The sequence below is a fragment of the Streptomyces sp. NBC_00285 genome (genome assembly GCF_036174265.1).
In the GTDB taxonomy this organism is placed as follows: Bacteria; Actinomycetota; Actinomycetes; order Streptomycetales; family Streptomycetaceae; genus Streptomyces.
On record NZ_CP108055.1, the window covers coordinates 5,446,463 to 5,470,917 of the forward strand.

Below are 24,455 nucleotides of genomic sequence, written 5' to 3' on the forward strand. Positions count from 1 at the left end.
AACGCAAAGAGCGGGCCGTGGCCGGTGTGTACCGGCCACGGCCCGCTCTTCGTGCTCTGCCCGAGTGGCATCACCCCGGCGAGGCCCGGTTTCAGCCTTCCGTCTCCTCGTCGTCGCCGTCCAGCAGGCTCTTCTGGAGGACCGGCCCCTCACCGGGGGCGAGGCTGCTGAGGATGCGCTCGAGGTCCTCCATGGAGGCAAACTCGACCGTGATCTTGCCCCTTTTCTGCCCCAGATCGACCTTCACCCGCGTCTCAAAGCGGTCCGAGAGACGGCCGGCCAGATCACTCAGGGCCGGAGAGAGCCGAGTGCCGGCCCGAGGCCCCTTGGGACGCTGGGCAGTCTGCGGCCGCGACCCCATGAGGGTCACGATCTCCTCGACGGCGCGCACCGAGAGTCCCTCGGCCACGATCCGGTGAGCCAGCCTGTCCTGCTCCTCCGAGTCGTCGACGGAGAGCAGTGCCCGGGCGTGTCCGGCGGAGAGCACTCCCGCAGCCACTCGACGCTGCACAGCCGGTGAGAGCTTCAGCAGACGCAGAGTGTTCGAGACCTGCGGGCGGGACCGGCCGATGCGGTCCGCCAGCTGGTCGTGCGTGCAGTTGAAGTCCTTCAGCAGCTGGTCGTAGGCGGCTGCCTCTTCCAGCGGGTTCAGCTGAGCGCGGTGCAGGTTCTCCAGGAGCGCGTCCAGGAGAAGCTTCTCGTCGTCCGTGGCCCGCACGATCGCCGGGATCGCATCCAGGCCCGCCTCGCGGCACGCTCGCCAGCGGCGCTCACCCATGATGAGCTCGTAACGGGTGGCGCCCAGCTCCCGCACGACGACCGGCTGGAGAAGACCGACCTCCTGGATGGAGGTCACCAGCTCCTGAAGCGCATCCTCGTCGAAGACCTCACGCGGCTGGCGCGGGTTCGGGGTGATGGAGTCGATGGGGAGTTCCGCGAAGTACGCGCCCACAGGAGGAGCGGGCGTGTCTCCGTAGCCGTTGACCGACGGCTCCTCGGTTTCATGTGAAACAGGCGGCAGCATGGCCACCTTCGCCGCAGCCACTCCACGGTCGGTCGTCAATACCGGGACCGACGTCGGGGACGCGGAACCAGCGCCTCCCATCGCTGCTGGGGTAGGCGTCTTCTCTGTCGGGGCAGCAGGGATGAGTGCGCCGAGACCACGACCCAGACCCCTCCGTCGCTCACTCACTGGATCCCTTCCACCATGCTCGGGTTGCTCTGTGCGCCGATGTGCGCCTGCGTCGGGTCGTAGCTGATTCCGACGCCCCTCAACGCGATCTCTCGCGCCGCCTCAAGGTAGGACAGCGCACCGCTCGATCCGGGATCGTAGGTCAGCACCGTCTGTCCATAGCTCGGCGCCTCGGAGATACGGACCGAGCGGGGAATGCTCGTCCGTAGCACCTCATTGCCGAAGTGGGTACGCACCTCGTCCGCGACCTGCGACGCGAGACGCGTCCGGCCGTCGTACATGGTGAGCAAGATGGTTGATACGTGCAAGGTGGGGTTGAGGTGGCCCCGCACCAGGTCGACGTTGCGCAGCAACTGGCCCAGGCCCTCCAGTGCGTAGTACTCGCACTGGATCGGGATGAGGACCTCCGCACCGGCCACCAGCGCATTGACCGTCAGCAGGCCGAGCGAGGGCGGGCAGTCGATGAGGATGTAGTCCAAGGGCTGCTCGTACGCCTGGATCGCTCGCTGCAATCGGCTCTCACGTGCCACCAGGGACACCAGCTCGATCTCCGCACCGGCGAGATCGATCGTGGCAGGGGCACAGAAGAGGCCTTCGACATCAGAGACCGGCTGGACGACCTCAGCCAGCGGCCTGCTGTCGACCAGAACGTCGTAGATGGAAGGGACTTCGGCATGGTGGTCGATACCCAGTGCGGTGGACGCGTTGCCCTGGGGGTCGAGGTCGATCACCAGGACACGGCCGCCGTGCAGAGCCAGCGAAGCAGCAAGGTTGACGGTTGTCGTCGTCTTGCCCACGCCACCCTTCTGATTGGCGACGACCATGATCCGGGTCTGCTCGGGCCGTGGCAGACCTTCGCCGGCACGACCCAAAGCCTCCACTGCCAGTTGGGCAGCACGACCGATCGGAGTGTCGTCCATCGGGGGCGGTGTTTCACGTGAAACATCGTCCCCCATCGACTCGGTTCGGGGACCGGGGACCGGATCGGTCATCGGTCCCGCGATGTTGGCGTCGGACCGCACGGATTCACTCTCCTCGACTTCAGGCTCGCAATGAACAGAGCCTCCCATGTCTTCGGGGTCATGAACCAGTGAGGCCTGTTGTTCTGTGGAGAAATCCACCTCTGTGGACAACTCCGTTACCTCTCTGAGTGACCCGAGAGGCTTCCGGTCGCGGGGTTCGGCCGCGGCGCGGCCCCGGCTGATGATGCCGTGCAGCAGTGAGCGACGTTTCACGTGAAACACGATGCACAGCAGTCGGGGCCGTTCTGCCGCGACACTCCGGCGTGCGTAGGTTTGGCAGCTTGTGTGGAGTACGTCTCGTCGTCAGGACGGATCAACGACGTCGACGAGTGCGTCCGGTCCGGGCGGCCTTGGCTCGCTTGGCTGCGAAACGCACACCACCGGGGCTCTCCCCCACCTCGACTCGCACCACCGTGGACAACGGATCCACCACTCCTTCACCCACATGCAGGATGGACGTCTCCACCGCACCGAGCTTGCTCAGCGCCGTGGCCGAGGCTTTGAGCTCCTCCTCCGCGGTGTCGCCCTTGAGCGCAAGCATCTCCCCGTAGGGCCTCAGCAGAGGGATGCCCCAGGCCGCCAGCCTGTCCAGCGGGGCGACAGCTCGTGCTGTCACCACGTGTACCGGCGTCACCTTGCCCATGACCTCCTCAGCCCGGCCCCGGATAACCGTCACATGGTCCAGGCCCAGCATCTCCACGACCTCGGTCAGGAAGGTCGTACGCCTCAGCAGTGGCTCCAGCAACGTGATCTTCAGGTCTTCACGGACGAGAGCCAGTGGGATACCGGGCAGGCCTGCGCCGGAGCCGACATCGCACACCGTCACGCCCTCGGGAACAACTTCTGAGAGCACCGCGCAGTTCAGCAGATGCCGTTCCCACAGACGGGGCACTTCTCGCGGGCCGATGAGACCACGCTGCACACCTGCCTCCGCCAGCAGCTCGGCATAACGCACCGCGTCCGCGTAGCGATCACCGAACACCTCTCGCGCCTGTTCGGGCGCGGGAGGAAGCTCCGCTGCCTCCGTCACGGGGAACCGTCCTTCCGTAGCGCATCAGCGCACCGGGCGCCGACCACCAGAACTATCAGGCTGACAAAGTTCGGCCCCGCCTGCTCTACAGACGGGGCCGGAGGAACGTACGAACCGATCAGGCGGGAAGCACAACGACGAAGCGCTGCGGCTCCTCGCCCTCGGATTCGCTGCGCAGGCCGGCGGCCTTGACGGCGTCGTGCACGACCTTGCGCTCGAACGGCGTCATCGCGCTGAGTTTCACGGACTCGCCGGTGTTCTTGACCTCGGCAGCGGCCTTGGCGCCCAGCTCGGAGAGCTCTGTGCGCTTCTTGGCCCGGTAACCGGCGATGTCCAGCATCAGTCGGCTGCGGTCGCCGGTCTCCCGGTGCACGGCCAGGCGCGTGAGCTCCTGGAGGGCTTCCAGCACCTCGCCGTCACGGCCGACCAACTTGTTGAGGTCACGGCCGCCCGAGTCGCTGATGATCGAGACAGCGGCACGGTCGGCCTCGACGTCCATGTCGATGTCGCCGTCGAGATCGGCGATGTCGAGCAGACCCTCGAGGTAGTCCGCCGCGATCTCGCCTTCCTGCTCCAGGCGGTTCAGTGTGTCTGCGCCCTCGGCAGCGGCGGAGGTGGTGGTGCCTTCCGTCACGGGATGGACTCCTTCTTACTTCTTGGACGGGGACTTGGGCCGCTGCGGACCCTTGCGCTGTCCGGACTGGGCCTTACTGCGGGTGCCGGCGCCGGGCTGCTTCTTGGCGGGAGCGGCAGGCTTGGCGTCCTCGGGTTCGTCGGACTTGGTCAGCGAGGTCGGCTCCGACGACGGGGTGTCATCAGCGGCCGTCGAGCCGCCCGCAGCGGCACCCACCGCACCACCCGACTGGCGCTGGGACTTGCTCTGCCGCTTGGGCTGCTGGCGCTTGGGCGTGGCCGTACCGGCCGGCGAGCCGTCCTCGGTCTGGACCACGGCCTGGGATTCGCTCTGGATCACGTTGCCGTCGGTCTGGGCCGCGAGACCCGACTTGTTCAGACCGTTGATGAACTTGCGCTCGAACTCGTTGCGGTCACGGCCCTTGGCGACGATCGCCTTGATGATCGTGCGCTCGCTGCGCTTGCGCGTCTTGCCATGGCTCGTGACGTGCTTGGTCAGGCGCTCCAGGTAGGCGGCCTGAGCCTTGGAACCCGGGGTGGGGTTGTTGTGGATCACGTACATCTGCTGGCCCATGGTCCACACGTTGGTGGTCAGCCAGTAGACGAGGACACCGACCGGGAAGTTGATACCGAAGACGGCGAACATGACGGGGAAGACGTACATCAGCATCTTCTGCTGCTGCATGAACGGCGTCTTGACCGTGGTGTCGACGTTCTTCGTCATCAGCTGGCGCTGCGTGTAGAACTGCGACGCCGACATCATGACGATCATGATCGCGGTGACGACCCGCACATCGGTGACCGTGGCGCCCAGCGCCTGGACGGTGGCGGAACCGTCCTTGAACTTCGCGGCGAGCGGGGCGCCGACGATGTGCGCCTTGCGAGCGCTGGCCAGAAGCGACTCGTTGATGACACCGATGGTGTCACCCGTCGCGATGGCGTTGAGCACGTGGTACAGGGCGAAGAAGAACGGGGACTGCGCCAGGATGGGAAGACACGAGGAGAGCGGGTTGGTACCCGTCTCCTTGTACAGCTTCATCATCTCTTCGGACTGACGCTGCTTGTCGTTCTTGTAGCGCTCCTGGATCTTCTTCATCTCAGGCTGGAGCGTCTGCATGGCCCGCGTCGACTTGATCTGCTTCACGAAGAGCGGGATCAGGCAGATACGGATCAGGATCACGAGGGACACGATCGACAGGCCCCAGGCCCAACCGGTATCAGGGCCGAAGAGCTTGCCGTACACCGTGTGGAACTGGACGATGACCCAGGAGACGGGTGTCGTGATGAAGCTGAAAAGACTGGCAATCGTGTCCACTAATCATGCTCCTTGGGCATGGGACGGAGTCTCGGCGGCCGGGCTCGAAGGAGTCTGTCCCTCGGCGGCCGAGTCGGCGGCGGGGGGCCCGCCCCTGCGTGCACGCCAGGCGTTACGCAGCATTTCGTGCCACCGGGGCCGCTTGCGTGGCGGGACATGATCCACACCCCCCAGCGACCACGGATTGCACCGCAGGATGCGCCAGGCGGTGAGCGCCGTGCCCTTGATCGCACCGTGCCGATCGATGGATTGGTAGCCGTAGTGAGAGCACGACGGGTAGTACTTGCACACCGGTCCGAGCAGCGGACTGATGGTCCACTGGTACAGCTTGATCAACGCCAGCAGCGGGTACTTCATCGTGTGCCCCCTCCCAGCAGCCGCTGTAGGGCGGCATCCAGGTCTCGGGCCAGTTGTTCATGATCGGCGTCGCCCGCCTCGGGCAACGCCCGTACGACTACCAGGCTACCGGGGGGCAACAGTGCGACGCGGTCGCGCATCAAATGGCGAAGCCTGCGCTTCACCTTGTTGCGCACGACCGCGCCTCCCACTGCTTTGCTCACGACGAAACCCGCACGCGTCGGGGGAGCGCTCTCCCCAGGCGCGTGCGGGTCCGTGGCACCGCTACGAAGATGGACGACGAGGGACGGGCGGCCTGCCCGGCGCCCCCGTCGTACCGCGGTCGCGAAGTCTTCGCGCCGCCTCAGCCGATGCTCGGTAGGCAGCACGACGTCATGACCTGATCAGAATCAGGCGGACAGGCTCGAGCGACCCTTGCCACGGCGGTTCGCGAGAATCGCGCGACCGGCACGGGTACGCATCCGCAGGCGGAAACCGTGGGTCTTCGCGCGGCGACGGTTGTTCGGCTGGAAGGTGCGCTTGCTCACTCGGGGGCTCCAGAAATAAATCGGTAGTGGCGGGTGCCGTCCTAGCTGTCACCGTGCGCCCACGAGAAGCTCGCAGTAACGCCCGAGTGCACCGCTTCCCGATCACCCGAAGCGATCTGTGCCCATCGGAGGCAGGCGGCAGCAGCCATCGACAACTCGACCTGGTCACGGTACGCGGGGCTACGCCATCCGGTCAAACCAGCGGTCACCAGGAGACACTATCCACAGGCTGGGGACAACAACTTGAACCGCACCCGTCGCCCTGACTACCGTGGCTGAACTCCGACTCGTTCCCCTGACCCCTTCATTTCGGCTCCACCCCTTTTGAATCCCGACTCGTCCCACAACCACACGTTCGTGGGACCCGTGAGAGAGCGTGCCCTGTGGCTGACGTACCTGCCGATCTTGCCGCAGTGTGGCCACGCGTACTCGATCAACTCCTCGGAGAGGACCGCGTACAGGGGGTCGAGGCGAAGGACGAGCACTGGATCCGGCGCTGCCAGCCGCTCGCGCTGGTCGCCGACACCGCCCTGCTCGCCGTACCGAACGAGTTCGCGAAAGGCGTACTGGAGGGCCGACTGGCTCCGGCCGTCAGCGAGACGCTGAGCCGCGAGTGCGGCCGCCCGATCCGGATCGCGATCACCGTCGACGACACCGCAGGTGAACCCGCGCCGCCGCCCGGGCCCCCGGCCCCCCGGCATCAGCAGCGCTACGAGGAGCCCGAGCTCCCCTCCGGCCAGTACGACGACGGGTACGGCAGCCAGTACGACAACAACCAGTACAAGGGCTACGGCCGCCACCGCGCCGACGACTCCAGGCCGTCCCGCGGCGAAACACGCCCCGGGCCCCAGGGTGACCACGCCCCACGTGCGGACCAGCTCCCCACCCCCCGCCCCGCGTACCCCTCGGAGTACCAGCGCCCCGAGCCCGGTGCCTGGCCGCGCCCCGCGCAGGACGAGTACAGCTGGCAGCAACAGCGGCTCGGCTTCCCCGAGCGCGACCCGTACGCGTCGCCGTCGCAGGAGCCGTACCCGCAGGAGCCCTACGGCGCCCCGTCACAGGACTACCGGCCACAGCCGATGGAACGGCAGCCGTACGACAACCCGCGCCCCGACTACGATCAGCGGCCGGACTACGACAAGCCCCGTCCCGACTACGACAAGCCGCGCGACTACGACCAGCGCGACAACCGCCGCGACCTGTCCGAGCCTCCCTCCGGCACCGGGCGAGTGCACCGCGGCGGACCCGTCGGCTCCAGCCTGCCCACCACCGGCGCCCCCGGTCCGCTGGCCGCACAGCCCGCACCGGCGACGAGGCCCGGGGAGCCCACCGCTCGGCTGAACCCGAAATACCTCTTCGACACGTTCGTCATCGGCGCCTCCAACCGATTCGCACACGCGGCCGCCGTCGCGGTCGCCGAGGCGCCGGCCAAGGCGTACAACCCCCTCTTCATCTACGGGGAGTCCGGACTCGGCAAGACGCACCTGCTGCACGCGATCGGGCACTACGCGCGCAGCCTGTATCCCGGCACGCGCGTGCGGTACGTGAGCTCGGAGGAGTTCACCAACGAGTTCATCAACTCCATCCGCGACGGCAAGGGCGACAGCTTCCGCAAGCGCTACCGCGAGATGGACATCCTGCTCGTCGACGACATCCAGTTCCTCGCGGACAAGGAGTCGACGCAGGAGGAGTTCTTCCACACGTTCAACACACTCCACAACGCCAACAAGCAGATCGTGCTCTCCAGCGACCGGCCGCCCAAGCAGCTGGTGACGCTGGAGGACCGGCTGCGGAACCGTTTCGAGTGGGGCCTGATCACCGACGTCCAACCGCCCGAGCTGGAGACGAGGATCGCGATCCTCCGCAAGAAAGCGGTGCAGGAACAGCTCAACGCGCCGCCGGAGGTCCTGGAGTTCATCGCCTCCCGCATCTCGCGCAACATCCGTGAGCTGGAGGGCGCGCTGATCCGGGTGACGGCGTTCGCCTCGCTCAACCGGCAGCCGGTGGACCTGGGCCTCACCGAGATCGTGCTCAAGGACCTGATCCCCGGCGGCGAGGACTCGGCCCCGGAGATCACGTCCACCGCCATCATGAGCGCCACGGCGGCCTACTTCGGCCTGACCATCGAGGACCTGTGCGGCACTTCGCGCGGCCGCGCGCTCGTCACCGCCCGCCAGATCGCCATGTACCTGTGCCGCGAACTGACGGACCTCTCGCTGCCGAAGATCGGCGCGCTGTTCGGCGGCCGTGACCACACGACCGTGATGCACGCCGACCGCAAGATCCGCAATCTGATGGCCGAACGGCGCTCCATCTACAACCAGGTGACCGAGCTGACGAACCGCATCAAGAACGGCTGACACCAGCGGAGTCAGCCGGTTTTCGGCACGGAAGGGCGCCCTGGGGACGAGATCCCGAGGGCGCCCTTCGTCATGCCGCCGTAGCCGGCTGTTCGATTAGCCGCCGGGTTACGGCCTCCCTCCACAGATTCGGGCACTTTCTCCCGTCCACATCCTGGGGACTGCGAAGTTGTCCAGATCGCGGTCCACAGGCCGGCTGCCGAAAGACCGTCGGCCCAGGTCAGCTGGCTGTGGATTCGTGGACGAAGGATCTCCACAGACTGTGGACAGCGAGATGATCCACAGGCTGTGCGTCGAGTTGTCCACCGACAACCCACAGGCTGGGCCTGGTTGTCCCCAGCGATCAGTGGCTTCTCCACATGCCTGTCCACTGTTCGGCAACGCGACGCGCCTCCTCACCGGGTCGAGTGAAAGGCGTCACACGAAGGTGCCGGGTCGGCCTGTGGGAAACGGGGGTAAAGCTGGGGACGGCGCTGGGGAGAACTCGCCTCAAGCTGTGCACGGAGTGTGCAGAACTTTTCGTTCTCCACAGAGACGCCTGGTTGTCCACCGCCTCCGCCCACAGGGCCAGTGGACAAAATTTCCCCTCTGAGCTGGGAAAACAGGGTTATCCACGGTATCCACAGCCCCTACTACTACTCCCAACTAGAGAGAGCTAGGAATCCGTTTAGAAGGGGGTCCTGTGCACAACTCGCTGTCCGGTGCCCGGCTGCCCCTCGTCACGACTTGACCCGAGAGGCACCTACTGTCAGTGGGGTGCGTCAGACTGTTCCCCGGTGTCCTTCCCGCCACAGGGGCCGACGACACCGAGACAGACGACGAAGCCAGGCAGGCCGAGCAGCGCCGGCAACAGCAGGAGGCGGCAACAGTGAAGATCCGGGTGGAACGCGACGTACTCGCGGAGGCAGTGGCCTGGGCGGCACGCAGCCTCCCGGCCCGTCCGCCGGCGCCTGTCCTCGCCGGCCTTCTCCTGAAGGCCGAGCAAGGCCAGCTGAGCCTGTCCAGCTTCGACTACGAGGTCTCCGCGCGGGTGTCGGTGGAAGCCGAGGTCGAGGAGGAGGGCACGGTGCTGGTCTCCGGCCGCCTGCTCGCCGACATCTGCCGTGCCCTCCCCAACCGCCCGGTGGAGATTTCCACAGACGGTGTGCGGGCGACGGTGGTGTGCGGCTCCTCGCGGTTCACACTTCACACCCTGCCTGTGGAGGAGTACCCGGCGCTGCCGCAGATGCCGACCGCCACCGGCACCGTCCCCGGTGAGGTCTTCGCCTCCGCCGCCGCCCAGGTCGCCATCGCGGCCGGCCGTGACGACACGCTGCCCGTCCTGACCGGTGTGCGCATCGAGATCGAGGGCGACACCGTCACCCTGGCCTCCACCGACCGCTACCGCTTCGCGGTCCGTGAGTTCCTGTGGAAGCCGGAGAACCCCGATGCGTCCGCGGTGGCCCTGGTGCCCGCCAAGACGCTCCTGGACACCGCCAAGGCGCTCACGAGCGGCGACAGCGTCATCCTGGCGCTGTCCGGCTCGGGTGCGGGCGAAGGGCTGATCGGTTTCGAGGGCGCCGGCCGTCGTACGACGACGCGGCTCCTGGAGGGCGACCTTCCGAAGTACCGCTCGCTGTTCCCCACGGAGTTCAACTCCATCGCCGTCATCGAGACCGCCCCGTTCGTGGAGGCCGTCAAGCGTGTGGCCCTGGTCGCCGAGCGCAACACCCCCGTGCGGCTCAGCTTCGAGCAGGGTGTGCTCATCCTGGAGGCCGGTTCCAGCGACGACGCACAGGCTGTGGAGCGGGTCGACGCCCAGCTGGAGGGCGACGACGTGTCGATCGCCTTCAACCCGACCTTCCTGCTGGACGGCCTGAGCGCGATCGACTCCCCGGTGGCCCAGCTCTCCTTCACGACGTCCACCAAGCCCGCGCTGCTGAGCGGCAAGCCGGCCCTGGACGCCGAGGCTGACGAGGCCTACAAGTACCTGATCATGCCGGTGCGCCTCAGCGGCTGAGCATGTCGGCCGCTAGGCCGGGACGCCTGCCGGGGCTGCGGGGGGTTGTTCCCCCATACGCTCGCAGCGGCTGGGCGGTCGCTGTCCGAAAGCCCCAGGTGAGGGCATACGTTTGAGCGCGTATGCCCACAGGTGTGCGTGAGCGTCCGGGTTTAGGCTCGGACGTGGGTACGAAAGTGCCTCACACGCCACCGCAACCTAAGGAACATCTGATGGAGCTCGGTCTCGTCGGCCTCGGCAAGATGGGCGGCAACATGCGCGAGCGGATCCGCCGCGCAGGCCACACCGTGATCGGATACGACCGCAACCCGGACCTCGCCGATGTCCACAGCCTGAAGGAGCTTGTGGACGCGCTTGAGGGCCCGCGGGTCGTGTGGGTGATGGTCCCGGCCGGTGCGCCGACCCAGGCCACCGTCGACGAGCTGGCCGAGCTCCTGGAGCCGGGGGACGTCGTGGTGGACGGCGGGAACTCCCGCTGGACGGACGACGAGAAGCACGCCGGGGAACTGGCCGCCAAGGGCATCGGCTTCGTCGACTGCGGTGTCTCCGGCGGTGTGTGGGGCCTGGAGAACGGCTATGCGCTGATGTACGGCGGCGACACGGAGAACGTCGCCAAGGTGCAGCCGGTCTTGGACGCCCTCAAGCCCAAGGGCGACGCGGGCGCGGTGCACGCGGGCAAGGTCGGTGCGGGCCACTTCGCGAAGATGGTCCACAACGGCATCGAGTACGCGATGATGCAGGCCTATGCCGAGGGCTGGGAGCTCCTGGAGAAGGTCCACTCCGTGACCGACGTCCGGGAGGTCTTCCGCTCCTGGCAGGAGGGCACAGTCATCCGTTCCTGGCTGCTCGACCTCGCGGTCAACGCCCTTGACGAGGACGAGCATCTGGAGAGGCTGCGCGGTTTCGCACAGGACTCCGGCGAGGGCCGGTGGACCGTGGAGGCCGCAATCGACCACGCGGTGCCGCTGCCGGCGATCACCGCGTCGTTGTTCGCGCGGTTTGCGTCCCGCCAGGACGACGCGCCGCAGATGAAGATGATCGCGGCGCTGCGCAACCAGTTCGGCGGCCACGCGGTCGAGACGAAGTAATCCACAGGGCTGTTCGGCGATCTCAGGCCGACGGTCCACAAGCTGGGGGAGGTCGGCGCCCGACCATGCACGTCACGCATCTGTCGCTTGCCGACTTCCGCTCGTACGCCCGGGTCGAGGTTCCGCTGGACCCGGGCGTCACCGCGTTCGTGGGTCCCAACGGGCAGGGCAAGACGAACCTGGTCGAGGCGATCGGCTATCTCGCCACGCTCGCCAGTCACCGGGTCTCCTCCGACGCCCCCCTCGTCCGCATGGGCGCCGACCGTGCCATCGTGCGGGCGCAGGTCAGACAGGGTGAGCGGCAGCAGCTGGTCGAGCTGGAGCTGAACCCCGGCCGGGCGAACCGGGCCCGGATCAACAGGTCTTCGCAGGTCAGGCCGCGTGATGTGCTCGGGATCGTGCGGACCGTACTGTTCGCGCCGGAGGATCTCGCGTTGGTGAAGGGCGATCCGGGTGAGCGGCGCCGTTTCCTGGACGAGCTGATCACTGCGCGCTCCCCGCGCATGGCGGGTGTGCGCTCCGACTACGAGCGTGTTCTCAAGCAGCGCAACACGCTGCTGAAGTCGGCCGCGCTCGCGCGACGGCACGGCGGCCGTTCGATGGATCTGTCGACGCTCGACGTCTGGGACCAGCATCTCGCGCGCGTGGGTGCGGAGTTGCTCGCCCAGCGGCTCGATCTGATCGCCGCGCTGCAGCCGCTGGCAGACAAGGCGTACGAGCAGCTGGCGCCCGGCGGTGGTCCGGTCGCACTGGAGTACAAGCCGTCCGCGCCGGGTGAGGCGCACACGCGCGAGGATCTCCTGGAGCAGCTGATGGCCGCTCTCGCGGAGGTGCGCAAGCAGGAGATCGAGCGGGGCGTGACCCTCGTGGGGCCGCATCGGGACGATCTGAATCTCAAACTCGGTCAGCTGCCCGCCAAGGGGTACGCCTCGCACGGCGAGTCCTGGTCGTACGCGCTGGCGTTGCGCCTTGCGTCGTACGACCTCCTCAGGGCGGAGGGAAACGAGCCGGTGCTGATCCTGGACGACGTGTTCGCCGAGTTGGACACCCGGCGCCGTGAACGCCTGGCCGAGCTGGTCGCGCCCGGTGAGCAGGTGCTGGTGACGGCGGCGGTGGACGACGACGTGCCGCACGTGCTGACGGGGACGCGGTACGCGGTGTCCGAGGGGGCGGTGGAGCGCGTATGAGCGACGAAGAGGCCAAGACCCCCCCGGGGCCGGCCGAGCCGTCCGGTGTCGACCTCGCGCGCGTGGCGCTGCGGGCCGCCAAGGAGCAGGCACGCGCGCGTGGGGACGCGGCGCAGCAGAAGAAGCAGGCACGCCGTGGTGGCGGCCTGCGCTCCGGGGCGCGCGCCGACGGTCGCGACCCCATGGCTTTCGGCGCCGCCATCAACCGTCTGATCACCGAGCGCGGCTGGGAGACGCCCGCCGCGGTGGGCGGGGTGATGGGGCGCTGGCCGCAGATCGTGGGCGAGGACCTGGCCAAGCACTGTGCGCCGCAGACGTACGACGAGGACGAGCGGGTGCTGGTGGTGCGCTGCGACTCGACGGCGTGGGCGACGAATCTGCGACTGCTCGCGCCGCAGCTGGTGGCCCGTCTGAACGAGGATCTCGGCCACGGCGCCGTGAAGGTGATCAAGGTGAACGGCCCCGGTGGTGCCCCCCGTCGCTACGGCCCGCTGCGCGCCCCCGGCAGCGTGGGACCCGGTGACACCTACGGGTGACAGACATCACATCAAGGGCGTCGGCGGTGCCATTGGGGCGCCGCCGACGCCTTTGTCGTAGCACCGCGCGCGGTTGCGAATCGCGACGTGACTCCCAAGTAGCCAAGGGTTGACAGCCCGAAGCGCTGAAAGCCTCCTTGAGCCTCCTGGAGCCCCGCTCCGTATATGGGGACCCGGAAGACGCCGGTTGAGGGCGGCACATGAGGACTCAGGTACCGGCAAACCCCCATCACTGTCGGCGCTACCGGTAGACTGGAAGCCAATCCCGCCCCAAACGTGGGGACCGCCCGGGAAACGCTGAGCAACGCTGATCAAGGCTTACCAACGCAACATGCCGCAGCCGCTCCGGCAACCCGCCGACGAGCCTGGCTCGTGCTGTGCCAGAAAGGGCGCTTCGTGGCCGATTCCGGCAACCCCAACGAGAACATCCCGTCCACCGACGCCGCGGCGACCTCGTCGAACGGCGAGGTCACCGCCTCGTACGACGCCAGCGCCATCACCGTCCTCGAGGGTCTGGACGCGGTCCGCAAGCGACCCGGTATGTACATCGGCTCGACCGGTGAGCGTGGCCTGCACCACCTGGTGCAGGAGGTCGTCGACAACTCCGTCGACGAGGCGCTGGCCGGACACGCGGACACCATCGACGTGACGATCCTCGCCGACGGCGGTGTCCGCGTCATCGACAACGGCCGCGGTATCCCGGTGGGCATCGTCCCCTCCGAGGGGAAGCCGGCCGTCGAGGTCGTGCTGACGGTCCTGCACGCGGGCGGCAAGTTCGGCGGCGGCGGCTACGCGGTCTCCGGTGGTCTGCACGGCGTCGGCGTCTCCGTGGTGAACGCCCTGTCCAGCAGGGTCGCCGTCGAGGTCAAGACCGACGGCTACCGCTGGACACAGGACTACAAGCTGGGTGTCCCGACGGCTCCGCTGGCCCAGCACGAGGCGACGGACGAGCACGGCACGTCGGTCACCTTCTGGGCCGACGGCGACATCTTCGAGACGACCGAGTACTCCTTCGAGACGCTCTCGCGGCGCTTCCAGGAGATGGCGTTCCTCAACAAGGGTCTGAGGATCAAACTCACCGACGAGCGTGAGTCGGCGAAGGCCACCACCGGTGCGGACGAAGCGGGCGCCGACGACAAGGCCGAGGTCAAGACCGTCGAGTACCACTACGAGGGCGGCATCGTCGACTTCGTGAAGTACCTCAACTCCCGCAAGGGCGATGTGGTGCACCCCACCGTGATCGACCTCGAGGCCGAGGACAAGGACAAGCTCCTCTCCCTCGAAGTCGCGATGCAGTGGAACAGCAGTTACACCGAGGGCGTCTACTCCTTCGCGAACATCATCCACACGCACGAGGGCGGTACGCACGAGGAGGGCTTCCGCGCGGCGCTGACGAACCTCGTCAACAAGTACGCGCGCGACAAGAAGCTGCTCCGTGAGAAGGACGACAACCTCACGGGTGACGACATCCGCGAGGGTCTGACCGCGATCATCTCGGTGAAGCTGAGCGAGCCGCAGTTCGAGGGCCAGACCAAGACCAAGCTGGGCAACACCGAGGTGAAGACCTTCGTCCAGAAGGTCGTCTACGAGCACCTCACCGACTGGCTGGACCGCAACCCCGTCGAGGCCGCGGACATCATCCGCAAGAGCATCCAGGCGGCCACCGCGCGCGTGGCGGCCCGCAAGGCCCGTGACCTGACCCGGCGCAAGGGCCTGCTGGAGACCGCGTCCCTGCCGGGCAAGCTCTCCGACTGCCAGTCGAACGACCCCATCAAGTGCGAGATCTTCATCGTCGAGGGTGACTCCGCCGGGGGTTCGGCCAAGTCCGGCCGTAACCCCGAGTACCAGGCGATCCTCCCGATCCGCGGCAAGATCCTGAACGTCGAGAAGGCGCGGATCGACAAGATCCTGCAGAACCAGGAGATCCAGGCGCTGATCTCGGCCTTCGGTACCGGAGTCCACGAGGACTTCGACATCGCGAAGCTGCGCTATCACAAGATCATCCTGATGGCGGACGCCGACGTCGACGGACAGCACATCTCCACCCTGCTGCTGACCTTCCTGTTCCGCTTCATGCGGCCGCTGGTCGAGGCCGGGCACGTGTACCTCTCCCGTCCCCCGCTGTACAAGATCAAGTGGGGCCGGGACGACATCGAGTACGCCTACTCAGACCGCGAGCGCGACGCGCTGATCGAGATGGGCCGGCAGCGCGGCAAGCGCATCCGCGAGGACTCCATCCAGCGCTTCAAGGGCCTCGGCGAGATGAACGCCGAGGAGCTGCGCATCACGACCATGGACCAGGAGCACCGCGTCCTCGGCCAGGTCACCCTGGACGATGCCGCCCAGGCCGACGACCTGTTCTCCGTCCTGATGGGCGAGGACGTCGAGGCCCGCCGCCAGTTCATCCAGCGCAACGCCAAGGACGTCCGGTTCCTCGACATCTGAGTCGGTCTCAGCTGACCGCACCAGAAAGGATCTTCACCAGCAATGGCCGACGAGAAGACTCCCGTCACCCCTGCAGAGGGCGGCGAATTCGTGATGCGTGTCGAGCCCGTCGGGCTCGAGACGGAGATGCAGCGTTCGTACCTGGACTACGCGATGTCCGTCATCGTGTCCCGTGCGCTGCCGGACGTCCGGGACGGTCTCAAGCCCGTCCACCGCCGCGTCCTGTACGCCATGTACGACGGCGGCTACCGGCCCGAGAAGGGCTTCTACAAGTGCGCCCGCGTCGTCGGCGACGTCATGGGCAACTACCACCCGCACGGCGACTCCTCGATCTACGACGCGCTGGTCCGCCTCGCGCAGTCGTGGTCGATGCGGATGCCGCTGGTGGACTCCAACGGCAACTTCGGATCTCCCGGCAACGACCCGGCGGCCGCCATGCGGTACACCGAGTGCAAGATGATGCCGCTGTCCATGGAGATGGTCCGTGACATCGACGAGGAGACCGTCGACTTCACGGACAACTACGACGGCCGCTCCCAGGAGCCGACCGTCCTGCCGGCCCGGTTCCCCAACCTGCTGATCAACGGCTCCGCCGGCATCGCGGTCGGCATGGCGACCAACATCCCGCCGCACAACCTGCGCGAGGTCGCGTCCGGCGCCCAGTGGTACCTGGAGAACCCTGAGGCGAGTCACGAGGAGCTGCTCGACGCGCTCATCGAGCGCATCAAGGGCCCCGACTTCCCGACCGGCGCCCTTGTGGTGGGCCGCAAGGGCATCGAGGAGGCCTACCGCACCGGTCGTGGCTCGATCACCATGCGCGCCGTCGTCGCGGTCGAGGAGATCCACAACCGCCAGTGCCTGGTGGTCACGGAACTGCCGTACCAGACCAACCCCGACAACCTCGCGCAGAAGATCGCCGACCTGGTGAAGGACGGCAAGGTCGGCGGCATCGCGGACGTCCGGGACGAGACCAGCTCCCGTACCGGTCAGCGTCTGGTCATCGTGCTCAAGAGGGACGCGGTCGCCAAGGTCGTACTGAACAACCTCTACAAGCACACGGACCTCCAGTCGAACTTCGGCGCCAACATGCTGGCGCTCGTCGACGGCGTCCCGCGCACCCTCTCGCTCGACGCGTTCATCCGGCACTGGGTGGCGCACCAGATCGAGGTCATCGTCCGGCGGACGAAGTTCCGGCTGCGCAAGGCCGAGGAGCGGGCGCACATCCTGCGCGGCCTGCTGAAGGCCCTGGACGCCATCGACGAGGTCATCGCGCTGATCCGGCGCAGCGACACCGTCGACATCGCGCGCGGGGGCCTGATGCAGCTCCTGGAGATCGACGAGATCCAGGCCAACGCCATTCTCGAGATGCAGCTGCGCCGACTGGCCGCCCTGGAGCGCCAGAAGATCATCCAGGAGCACGACGAGCTCCAGGCGAAGATCACCGAGTACACCGAGATCCTGGCCTCGCCGGTCCGCCAGCGCGGCATCGTCAGCGCGGAACTGGCCGCGATCGTCGAGAAGTACGGCGACGACCGCAAGACCATGCTGGTGCCCTACGACGGTGACATGTCCGTCGAGGACCTGATCGCCGAAGAGGACATCGTCGTCACGGTCTCGCGCGGCGGTTACGTCAAGCGCACCAAGGCCGTCGACTACCGCGCCCAGAAGCGCGGCGGCAAGGGCGTACGCGGCACGAAGCTCAAGGAAGACGACATCGTCGACCACTTCTTCGTGTCGACCACGCACCACTGGCTGCTGTTCTTCACCAACAAGGGCCGCGTCTACCGGGCCAAGGCGTACGAGCTGCCGGACGCCGGACGGGACGCGCGTGGCCAGCACGTCGCCAACCTGTTGGCCTTCCAGCCGGACGAGGCGATCGCCGAGATCCTCGCGATCCGCGACTACGACGCGGTGCCCTACCTGGTGCTCGCGACGAAGGCGGGTCTGGTCAAGAAGACGTCACTGAAGGATTACGACTCTCCGCGTTCCGGTGGTGTCATCGCCATCAACCTGCGTGAGCGCGAGGACGGTTCGGACGACGAACTGATCGGAGCAGAACTCGTCTCGGCCGACAGTGATCTGCTTCTGATCAGCAAGAAAGCACAGTCGATCAGGTTCACGGCGTCGGACGACACACTGCGTCCCATGGGCCGTGCGACCTCCGGTGTCAAGGGCATGAGCTTCCGCGAAGGCGACGAGCTGCTCTCGATGAATGTTGTTCGACCCGGTACGTTCGTGTTCACTGCTACGGACGGCGGGTACGCGAAGCGGACCCCTGTCGACGAGTACCGCGTCCAGGGTCGCGGTGGCCTCGGTATCAAGGCCGCCAAGATCGTGGAGGACCGTGGATCGCTCGTCGGTGCGCTGGTGGTCGAGGAGAGTGACGAGATCCTTGCCATCACGCTGTCCGGCGGTGTGATTCGTACGCGAGTCAGCGGGGTCAGGGAGACGGGCCGTGACACCATGGGCGTCCAACTGATCAACCTGGGCAAGCGCGATGCCGTGGTCGGCATTGCGCGTAACGCCGAGGCGGGACGGGAGGCGGAGGAGATCGACGGCGATGTGGCCGACGACGAGACCGCCGAGGATGCCGTCGAGACCATCGGCACGGACGAGGGTGAGGCACCCTCGGTCGAGTAGCACGAGGAGAGAGTCATCGTGAGCGGAGCCACGGGCGCCGGATCGACCGGAACCTCTACGGGGTCTTCCCCCGGCACGGGGGCGGACGGCGGCGGCCGTGGCTCTGCCGCGCGTGCGACAGAAGCGAACACGACGGATACGCACACGACTCAACTCAAGGCGATCAAGCCTCCCGCGACGGAGCCGCGCTCGCCTGAGACGCATGGATCCCAGGGGGGACCTGTGACGGACACCCAGCCGCCGGCCCGGCCGACGGCGCCCGCCGCACCGCCGCAGGCGGCGGCCCAGCCGCATCCCGCGGCTCAGCCCCAGGCGCCCTCTCCGCTGCCGGGGGAACGCCAGCCGCAGCAGCAGACCGGTCCGTACCACCCGCCGCAGGCCTACCCGACACAGGCCACCCCGGCCGGTGCCGTACGCCGCCCGCGCACCGGTGCGCGCACCACGCCCCGTACGCGCAAAGCACGTCTGCGGGTGGCCAAGGCCGACCCGTGGTCCGTCATGAAGGTCAGCTTCCTGCTCTCCATCGCGCTGGGCATCTGCACGATCGTCGCGGCCGCCGTGCTGTGGATGGTCATGGACGCGATGGGTGTCTTCTCGACGGTCGGCGGGACGATCTCCGAGGCGACCGGTTCGAACGAGTCGAACGGCTTCGACCTCCAGGCGTTCCTCTCCCTGCCGAACGTCCTGATGTTCACGTCGATCATCGCGGTCATCGACGTCGTCCTCGCGACGGCACTCGCGACTCTCGGCGCGTTCATCTACAACCTCTCCGCGGGCTTCGTCGGCGGCGTCGAACTGACGCTGGCCGAAGACGAGTAACCAGTGCTTCAAACCTGTGGGGGCGGTCCTCGGGTAACCGATTTTGGGACTGCCCACGTCGTGCGCTAATCTTCAGGAGTCAGCGCGCGGGTCACACCCCGCAGAGCGCGGCGGGGCTATAGCTCAGTTGGTTAGAGCGCATCCCTGATAAGGATGAGGCCACAGGTTCAAATCCTGTTAGCCCCACCACCACGAAGACCTTCAGCCGATTCCGGTTGGGGGTCTTCGGCTTTTCCCGGTGTGTTTCCGGGGGGTGGTGTACTCGGGACCGCCACTGCGTCGCGGTTCTGTGGGCGCCGGCGCATGTGGCTCCGCACCGTCAGTGGTCCCGGAGGGCGTCGGAGGCACGGTCGGCAAGGGCCTCGGTCGCCGCCGTGTCCGCGTCGTTCTCCGTGTCCGCGGGGGAGCGGTGGCGGCCGTGGGGGGTCTTGCCGTGAGCCTCGGCGCGGATGCGCTGCTTCATCGTCGGAGGCAGAGACCGGGGGTGGGACCAGAGTGCCGGGGACACCGCGGGCGACTCCGGGTGCACGGCGCTGCTGTTGCGGGCCGGCTGGGTCTGCGGTACGGCGGCCGCGGCGGTGGTCGTGATGAGTCCGAGCGCGGTGAACAGCGCGAGGAAGGCGGTGATGACGACGGTCCACAACTTCATGACCTTGTTCTGAGCCATGGTCCCTCACTTTCGGCTTGGGCGATTTGCGTACTTTCCTCATGATGTGTATATGCGCCGCGAAATCACGGACCGGCGCCTGTGGCGCGTCGATCTTCAGATGAACACCACACGGATGGGTGCAAGCCGGTAGAAAAAGAGGAGAAGCGGGGCGATCGAGGCCGAAGTGACCTTCCGTGGAGATGTGATCACCCTCTGATCGGAGGTCCTTATTCCGCATCTACTGGGCTGTCCCGGACGGGAGTTGAGGGCCTGACGCAGGTCACCGATCGGTCTCGGTCGGTGTGTATAGTCGGGCGCCAGAGGTCCCCAACGTCAAGGAAAGACGAGGTCGCGCGGTGAAGAAGCTTCTCCTGGTCGCACTGGCCGCTATCGGCGGGCTCCTCGTGTACCGCCAGATCCAGGCGGATCGCGCCGAGCAGGACCTGTGGACGGAGGCAACTGACTCCGTGCCCACGGGTTCGTGAGTACCGAGATTCGATTCTGAGCAGACCCCGGCCGTGGTTGCGGTCGGGGTTTTGTGTTGCCTGGGCCGGGTTGGGGTTTCGGACGGCCGTGCGGATTGCAAGGGTGGGTGGGCGTCCGGCGGGGCAGGATGGGCCACGGTCGGCTGTGCGATCTGTCAGCGACGAGGTAGCGAGGCGGCGAGGCGACCCGGCAGGGTCGCAGCAGAGTTCAGGTCGTACGTCGCTTCTGTCGTATGAGCGGTCTGTCTCGGTCACGTCGTGTGGACGGCCGGAGGAGCTTGGGCGCGGGCACGGAGGGGTGGCGCGGGATGGGGCGGCGTACGGCGTGGTGGCGGGCGGCCGTCGTGGTGGCGGTGCTTGGAGCGGTGGCCGGTGCACCCGGGGTTCCCGTCTTCGCTGCCTCCGGCTCTCCTTCTCCTTCCGTGTCCACCTCCGACTCCCTTCCGAGTTCTCCCTCTTCCTCTGCTACGGCTTCCTCGTACGCCTTCGCCGAGGGCGCCCTGTCGGTAACGGGCGCGGTGGACACCGCGGGCGCCGAACTCCTGGAGCCCGGCACGACCTACCGGAGTTCGCTGCCGAGCGTCGGCAAGGTCCGCTACCGCCTCGAACTCGACGGCACGTCGACCGTGTACGTCGCCGCCACGGCCGTACCTCCGGCGGATGCCGTGGTCACCGCCACGGAAGGCGTCAGGGTGTCCGTGCAGGACTCCGACGGCCACTCCTGTTCCGCGGCGGACACGGCCACCATCGGCGCCGGCCGCAGCCCGCGCCCCCTGACCGCGTGGGGCGCGCGGGTACTCCCGTCCAACCGGTCCCTGTGCCAGGGCTCCGGAACGTACTACGTCGTCGTCGAACGGGTACTGCGCACCGAGTCCTCGCCCGGCGTCTGGGGCCTGGAGCTCTCGCCCGTCCGGGAACCCCGTCTGCGTCAGGCAGGTTCGACCAGCGCCCCCGAGGCCTGGGACTCCGCCACCCCCTCACCTCCCGGTGGTGCGGCCACGCAGCTCCGGGGCGGTGCGGGCTTCGGTTCGGCGGCGGTGCTGGAACAGGGGGTCTGGCGGGATGACCTACGGCCGGGGCAGACCGTGTTCTACAAGGTGCCGGTCGGCTGGGGGCAGCAGCTGTACGCCACCGCCGATCTGAGCAGTTCGAGCGATGGCGGGCCGAGCGGGAGCGCCTTCGTGCCGGGGGCGGTGAATCTGGCCCTGTACAACCCCGTGCGCGGGCTCGTCGACACCACGAGCGTCAGCTACAACGGCAGCCAGAAGTCGGGGGCTCTCGCCGCCCTGCCGCCGGTCGGGTACGCCAACCGGTACGCCGTCTCCGACCGGGTCAGCGGGATGCGGTTCGCCGGGGCCTACTACCTCGTCGTGCATCTCGCCGCGCGGGTGGGCGGGGAGTTCGGCGACGGGCCGCTCGGGCTGACGCTGCGGGTGCGGGTGAAGGGGGAGGCGACGGAAGGGCCCGGCTACGCGGGGCAGTCCGAGCCCTCGGGGATCTTCCAGGTCGGGCCTCCTGGGCAGGGGGCGGACGCTGGGGACGGCGCGGCCGCGGGGAACGGCGGCGGGGGCGCCGGCGCCGGGATGAAGCTGGTGGCTGTCGGGGGGATCGGGGCGGGGACCGTGGTGTTGGTGGTTCTCGGGGTGTGGACCGCGGTGGGGCGGCGGAGGGCTGCCGGTGTGTGACGCGGCGGGGGTCGGGCGCCGGCGGGCAGGGGGTTGGGCACCGGGCACCTGTTTCGGATTGCGTGACGTTTGGGCTTGTGCTTGATCCAGGAACCCGGGCGGCTGGGGCTCGCGGGGATGTGAGGACGCGGGTGACCTCACACCGCGGGGGACTTGAAACCAGGCGTGATTCAGGACCGCGGGGCGCCCGTCGCGCGGGCAGCTCCGGCTGGTGGGTTCTTCCGGGATGCCGGGCTCTCAGATCTGGGTGAGTGCCCAGAACCCCACGGCGTAGCAGGCCAGGGCCAGGATCAGGAGGGGGATCGCCACCTTGGCGGGCGGCCCGCTGCGGCGTGCTCGCGAAATTGCCCGGGCGGAAGGCGGAACCTGCGGGCTCTGAGCGGTGTACGAAGCAGTAGAGGCATCGGCACGGGGCTGGTGCGGGATCGGCTTCTGAGCCTGCGTGGGGAAGCGTGGGGCGTGAGGTTGGGGGGAGGGCAGGACGTGAGTGGGGGGTGTGGGGTCGTGGGGGGAGGCGTAGGCGGAGTGGGCCTGCGCCTGTGGACGGTGTTGGTAGGGCTGCTGCTCGTGCTCCGGCGGGACCGAGGGCTGGGACGGGGACTGGGACTGGGGCGGTGGCAGATGGAAGCTGCCGGTGTCCGACGTCGAGGGCGGCCTGGCGGGAGCGGGCGGGGTGTGGTGCGTGGCCCAGGGAGTTCTGGAGTCCGTTCCGGGGTCGGTGGTCGGGGAGGATGCGTTGCTGCCGGAAGGGGCGGACGGGGCGTTGGCACCTGGGCCGAAGGGGGCGGCACCTGGAGAGGGCGGGAGGCTCGTCCCGGCGGGCCAGGACGGCGGGTCGGCCTGCTCGGACCAAGGCGGCGGACTCGCTTGCCCTGGCCAGGAAGGCGAACTCGTTTCACCGGGCCAGGACTGTGGACCTCCTTCACCGGGCCGGGCGGCTGCGTTTCCTGCCGCTTGCCAGGACTCGTCGTTTCCTGTGCCGGGCGGCCTGGACACCTCGTTTCCTGTGCCGGGCCAGGACGGCCCGTTTCCTTCGCCGGGCCTGGACTCCCCGTTTCCTTCACCGGGCCGAGGAGGCACCCTGTGCGCTCCACCGGGATGGGAAGGCGCCTCACTTGGCTCGCGCGCCTGGGAATGCCTTCCGCTCCCCTCGCCGAACCAGGAGGACGCCCCACCCGCCTCCCCGGTCCGGGGCGCCAACCTGTTCCCCTCGTCGGGCCAGGGAGGCATCCCACCCGCGTGCCCGGGACCAGCACCAGCACCAGCACTGGAACCAGCATCGGCACCAGCCTCGTAACCGGGCCAGGAAGAACCCCCGTGTTCGCCCCGCGCGTCGAAATCCGCGCTTCCTCCACCCACCCCGGGTGGCGTCGCGCTCTGTCCGCCAACCCCGGACGGCATCCCGCTTGCCCCGCCGCTCCCGGACGGCACCCCGCTGCCCTCACTGCTCCCCGACGGTGGCCCACTACCGTCACCGGTCCGGAAGCGGGTCTCTCCCGATGCTCCCGTGCCTCCATGCCGCGTCCTGCTCGGATCCACTCCCGGGGCCGGCTTGAGCGGACCCTCCGGGCCGAATCCCGGGGGCAGGGGCCCGAGTTGGTCGAATATCTCGATCGACTCGTCGTCGGCGCCGGGCTCCGTGAGGAGCTCCCTGGCGGCGGCGAGGGCTTTGCGGGCGCCTGTGGCGGTGCGGAAGCGGGCCTGGGGGTCCGGCTGGAGGAGCGTGGCCACGACCTGCCAGAGAGGCTCGGGGACACTCTGGGGCGCGCCGGGGGTGCCGTGGGCGGCGAAGTACTGAATGAGTGCCTTGGCGTCGGGCTTGGCGCCCTCCAGGAGGTACAGCGCGACCAGGCCGACGGCGAACAGGTCGGCGGGGAAGTCGGGTTCCGCGCCCATCATCTGCTCGGGGGCAAGATAGCCGGGCGTGCCCACGACGAGGTTGGTCTCGGTCAGGCGCGGCTCGCCCAGCCGCATGGCGATGCCGAAGTCGGACAGGCGCAGCCGGGGGCGCCGGGTGCCGGTCGCTTCGAGCAGGATGTTGGCGGGCTTGATGTCGCGGTGGACGACGCCTTCCGCGTGCACCGCGGCCAGCCCCGCGAGGAGTTGGTCGAGCAGGGTGCAGACGAACGCGGGTGGCAGGGGACCGTAGTCCCCGATCAGATGGACGAGCGAACCGCCGGCGACCAGGTCCATGGTGAACAGGACCTTGTCGTCGTCGGCGGCCCAGCTGGCCGGCGCGAGGACATGGGGGTGGTCGATCCGCAGGGCCTGTTCGCGGACGAAGCGCAACAGGGAGTGCGCGTCGCTCTGCAACAGAACCTTGGCGGCCACATAACGGCGGCGCCGATGGTCCCAGGCACGCCAGACGGCGCCGACGCCTCCGCGTCCGATCGGATCGGCCAGTTCGTACCGGCCGGCGAACACCTCACCCATGGCTGTGCGTCGCTCCTCCCCCTGCGCTTACCCCCGTTGCTTCCCCCTCGATG

20 protein-coding genes and 1 tRNA gene are annotated in these 24,455 nt (G+C 68.1%); 11 read left to right on the plus strand and 10 right to left on the minus strand.

Annotated elements, in window-relative coordinates:
* Positions 1-91 precede the first annotated feature (91 nt).
* The 8 genes from OHT57_RS25040 to rpmH form a co-directional block, all read right to left on the minus strand.
* Positions 92-1,192, minus strand: a complete 1,101-nt coding sequence (locus tag OHT57_RS25040) for a ParB/RepB/Spo0J family partition protein (protein ID WP_328748728.1) — start codon at positions 1,190-1,192, stop codon at positions 92-94.
* Positions 1,189-2,262, minus strand: a complete 1,074-nt coding sequence (locus OHT57_RS25045; protein ID WP_328753319.1) for a ParA family protein — start codon at positions 2,260-2,262, stop codon at positions 1,189-1,191. Before OHT57_RS25045 ends, OHT57_RS25040 begins: the two co-directional genes overlap by 4 nt.
* A 265-nt stretch (positions 2,263-2,527) precedes the next feature.
* Positions 2,528-3,244 (minus strand): 16S rRNA (guanine(527)-N(7))-methyltransferase RsmG, encoded by a 717-nt coding sequence (rsmG, locus tag OHT57_RS25050; RefSeq protein ID WP_328748729.1) that lies wholly within the window; start codon positions 3,242-3,244, stop codon positions 2,528-2,530.
* A gap of 118 nt (positions 3,245-3,362) precedes the next feature.
* Entirely contained in the window at positions 3,363-3,878 is a 516-nt protein-coding gene (locus OHT57_RS25055; RefSeq protein WP_328748730.1) for a Jag family protein, read from the minus strand.
* A 15-nt stretch (positions 3,879-3,893) separates the two neighbouring features.
* Entirely contained in the window at positions 3,894-5,192 is a 1,299-nt protein-coding gene (yidC, locus tag OHT57_RS25060; protein WP_328748731.1) for a membrane protein insertase YidC, read from the minus strand.
* Positions 5,193-5,195: 3 nt separating this feature from the next.
* The gene (gene yidD, locus OHT57_RS25065; RefSeq protein WP_328748732.1) at positions 5,196-5,549 is read right to left on the minus strand and encodes a membrane protein insertion efficiency factor YidD; all 354 of its coding nucleotides are present in this window, start codon (positions 5,547-5,549) and stop codon (positions 5,196-5,198) included.
* The gene (gene rnpA, locus OHT57_RS25070) at positions 5,546-5,917 is read right to left on the minus strand and encodes a ribonuclease P protein component (RefSeq protein WP_328748733.1); all 372 of its coding nucleotides are present in this window, start codon (positions 5,915-5,917) and stop codon (positions 5,546-5,548) included. Before rnpA ends, yidD begins: the two co-directional genes overlap by 4 nt.
* Before the next feature lie 21 nt (positions 5,918-5,938).
* The gene (rpmH, locus tag OHT57_RS25075) at positions 5,939-6,076 is read right to left on the minus strand and encodes a 50S ribosomal protein L34 (protein WP_003967884.1); all 138 of its coding nucleotides are present in this window, start codon (positions 6,074-6,076) and stop codon (positions 5,939-5,941) included.
* A gap of 383 nt (positions 6,077-6,459) precedes the next feature.
* Between rpmH and dnaA the strand changes: the two genes are divergently transcribed.
* The 9 genes from dnaA to OHT57_RS25120 all read left to right on the plus strand — a co-directional run bounded on the left by dnaA (position 6,460) and on the right by OHT57_RS25120 (position 19,339).
* Positions 6,460-8,436, plus strand: coding sequence for a chromosomal replication initiator protein DnaA (gene dnaA / locus OHT57_RS25080; protein ID WP_328748734.1), 1,977 nt, complete (start codon positions 6,460-6,462; stop codon positions 8,434-8,436).
* Between the two features lie 868 nt (positions 8,437-9,304).
* A complete protein-coding gene (gene dnaN / locus OHT57_RS25085) occupies positions 9,305-10,435 on the plus strand; it encodes a DNA polymerase III subunit beta (RefSeq protein WP_328753320.1) in 1,131 nt (376 codons plus the stop codon).
* A 212-nt stretch (positions 10,436-10,647) separates the two neighbouring features.
* A complete protein-coding gene (gene gnd, locus OHT57_RS25090; protein ID WP_328748735.1) occupies positions 10,648-11,523 on the plus strand; it encodes a phosphogluconate dehydrogenase (NAD(+)-dependent, decarboxylating) in 876 nt (291 codons plus the stop codon).
* Between the two features lie 65 nt (positions 11,524-11,588).
* Positions 11,589-12,710 carry a DNA replication/repair protein RecF gene (gene recF, locus OHT57_RS25095; protein WP_328748736.1) on the plus strand — a complete coding sequence of 374 codons (1,122 nt, stop codon included), beginning with the start codon at positions 11,589-11,591 and terminating at the stop codon, positions 12,708-12,710.
* Positions 12,707-13,246, plus strand: a complete 540-nt coding sequence (locus OHT57_RS25100; protein WP_328748737.1) for a DUF721 domain-containing protein — start codon at positions 12,707-12,709, stop codon at positions 13,244-13,246. The genes recF and OHT57_RS25100 overlap by 4 nt, the downstream gene beginning before the upstream one ends.
* A gap of 372 nt (positions 13,247-13,618) precedes the next feature.
* Positions 13,619-15,691: a DNA topoisomerase (ATP-hydrolyzing) subunit B gene (gene gyrB, locus OHT57_RS25105; protein ID WP_328748738.1), complete on the plus strand. Its 2,073-nt coding sequence runs from the start codon at positions 13,619-13,621 to the stop codon at positions 15,689-15,691.
* Positions 15,692-15,733: 42 nt separating this feature from the next.
* A complete protein-coding gene (gyrA, locus tag OHT57_RS25110; protein WP_328748739.1) occupies positions 15,734-18,331 on the plus strand; it encodes a DNA gyrase subunit A in 2,598 nt (865 codons plus the stop codon).
* 18 nt (positions 18,332-18,349) lie between these two features.
* A complete protein-coding gene (locus tag OHT57_RS25115; protein WP_328748740.1) occupies positions 18,350-19,150 on the plus strand; it encodes a DUF3566 domain-containing protein in 801 nt (266 codons plus the stop codon).
* A gap of 112 nt (positions 19,151-19,262) precedes the next feature.
* A tRNA-Ile gene (locus tag OHT57_RS25120) sits at positions 19,263-19,339 on the plus strand.
* Positions 19,340-19,469: 130 nt separating this feature from the next.
* Here OHT57_RS25120 and OHT57_RS25125 read toward each other — a convergent pair.
* Entirely contained in the window at positions 19,470-19,817 is a 348-nt protein-coding gene (locus tag OHT57_RS25125) for a DUF6344 domain-containing protein (protein ID WP_328748741.1), read from the minus strand.
* Between the two features lie 338 nt (positions 19,818-20,155).
* Here OHT57_RS25125 and OHT57_RS25130 point away from each other — a divergent pair, with 338 nt between their 5' ends.
* Entirely contained in the window at positions 20,156-20,284 is a 129-nt protein-coding gene (locus tag OHT57_RS25130) for a DLW-39 family protein (RefSeq protein ID WP_003999697.1), read from the plus strand.
* Between the two features lie 308 nt (positions 20,285-20,592).
* The gene (locus OHT57_RS25135; protein ID WP_443053482.1) at positions 20,593-21,969 is read left to right on the plus strand and encodes a hypothetical protein; all 1,377 of its coding nucleotides are present in this window, start codon (positions 20,593-20,595) and stop codon (positions 21,967-21,969) included.
* A 237-nt stretch (positions 21,970-22,206) separates the two neighbouring features.
* On the opposite strand, the gene OHT57_RS25140 is transcribed toward OHT57_RS25135, so the two are convergent.
* A complete protein-coding gene (locus tag OHT57_RS25140) occupies positions 22,207-24,402 on the minus strand; it encodes a serine/threonine-protein kinase (RefSeq protein WP_328748743.1) in 2,196 nt (731 codons plus the stop codon).
* Positions 24,403-24,455 lie beyond the last annotated feature (53 nt).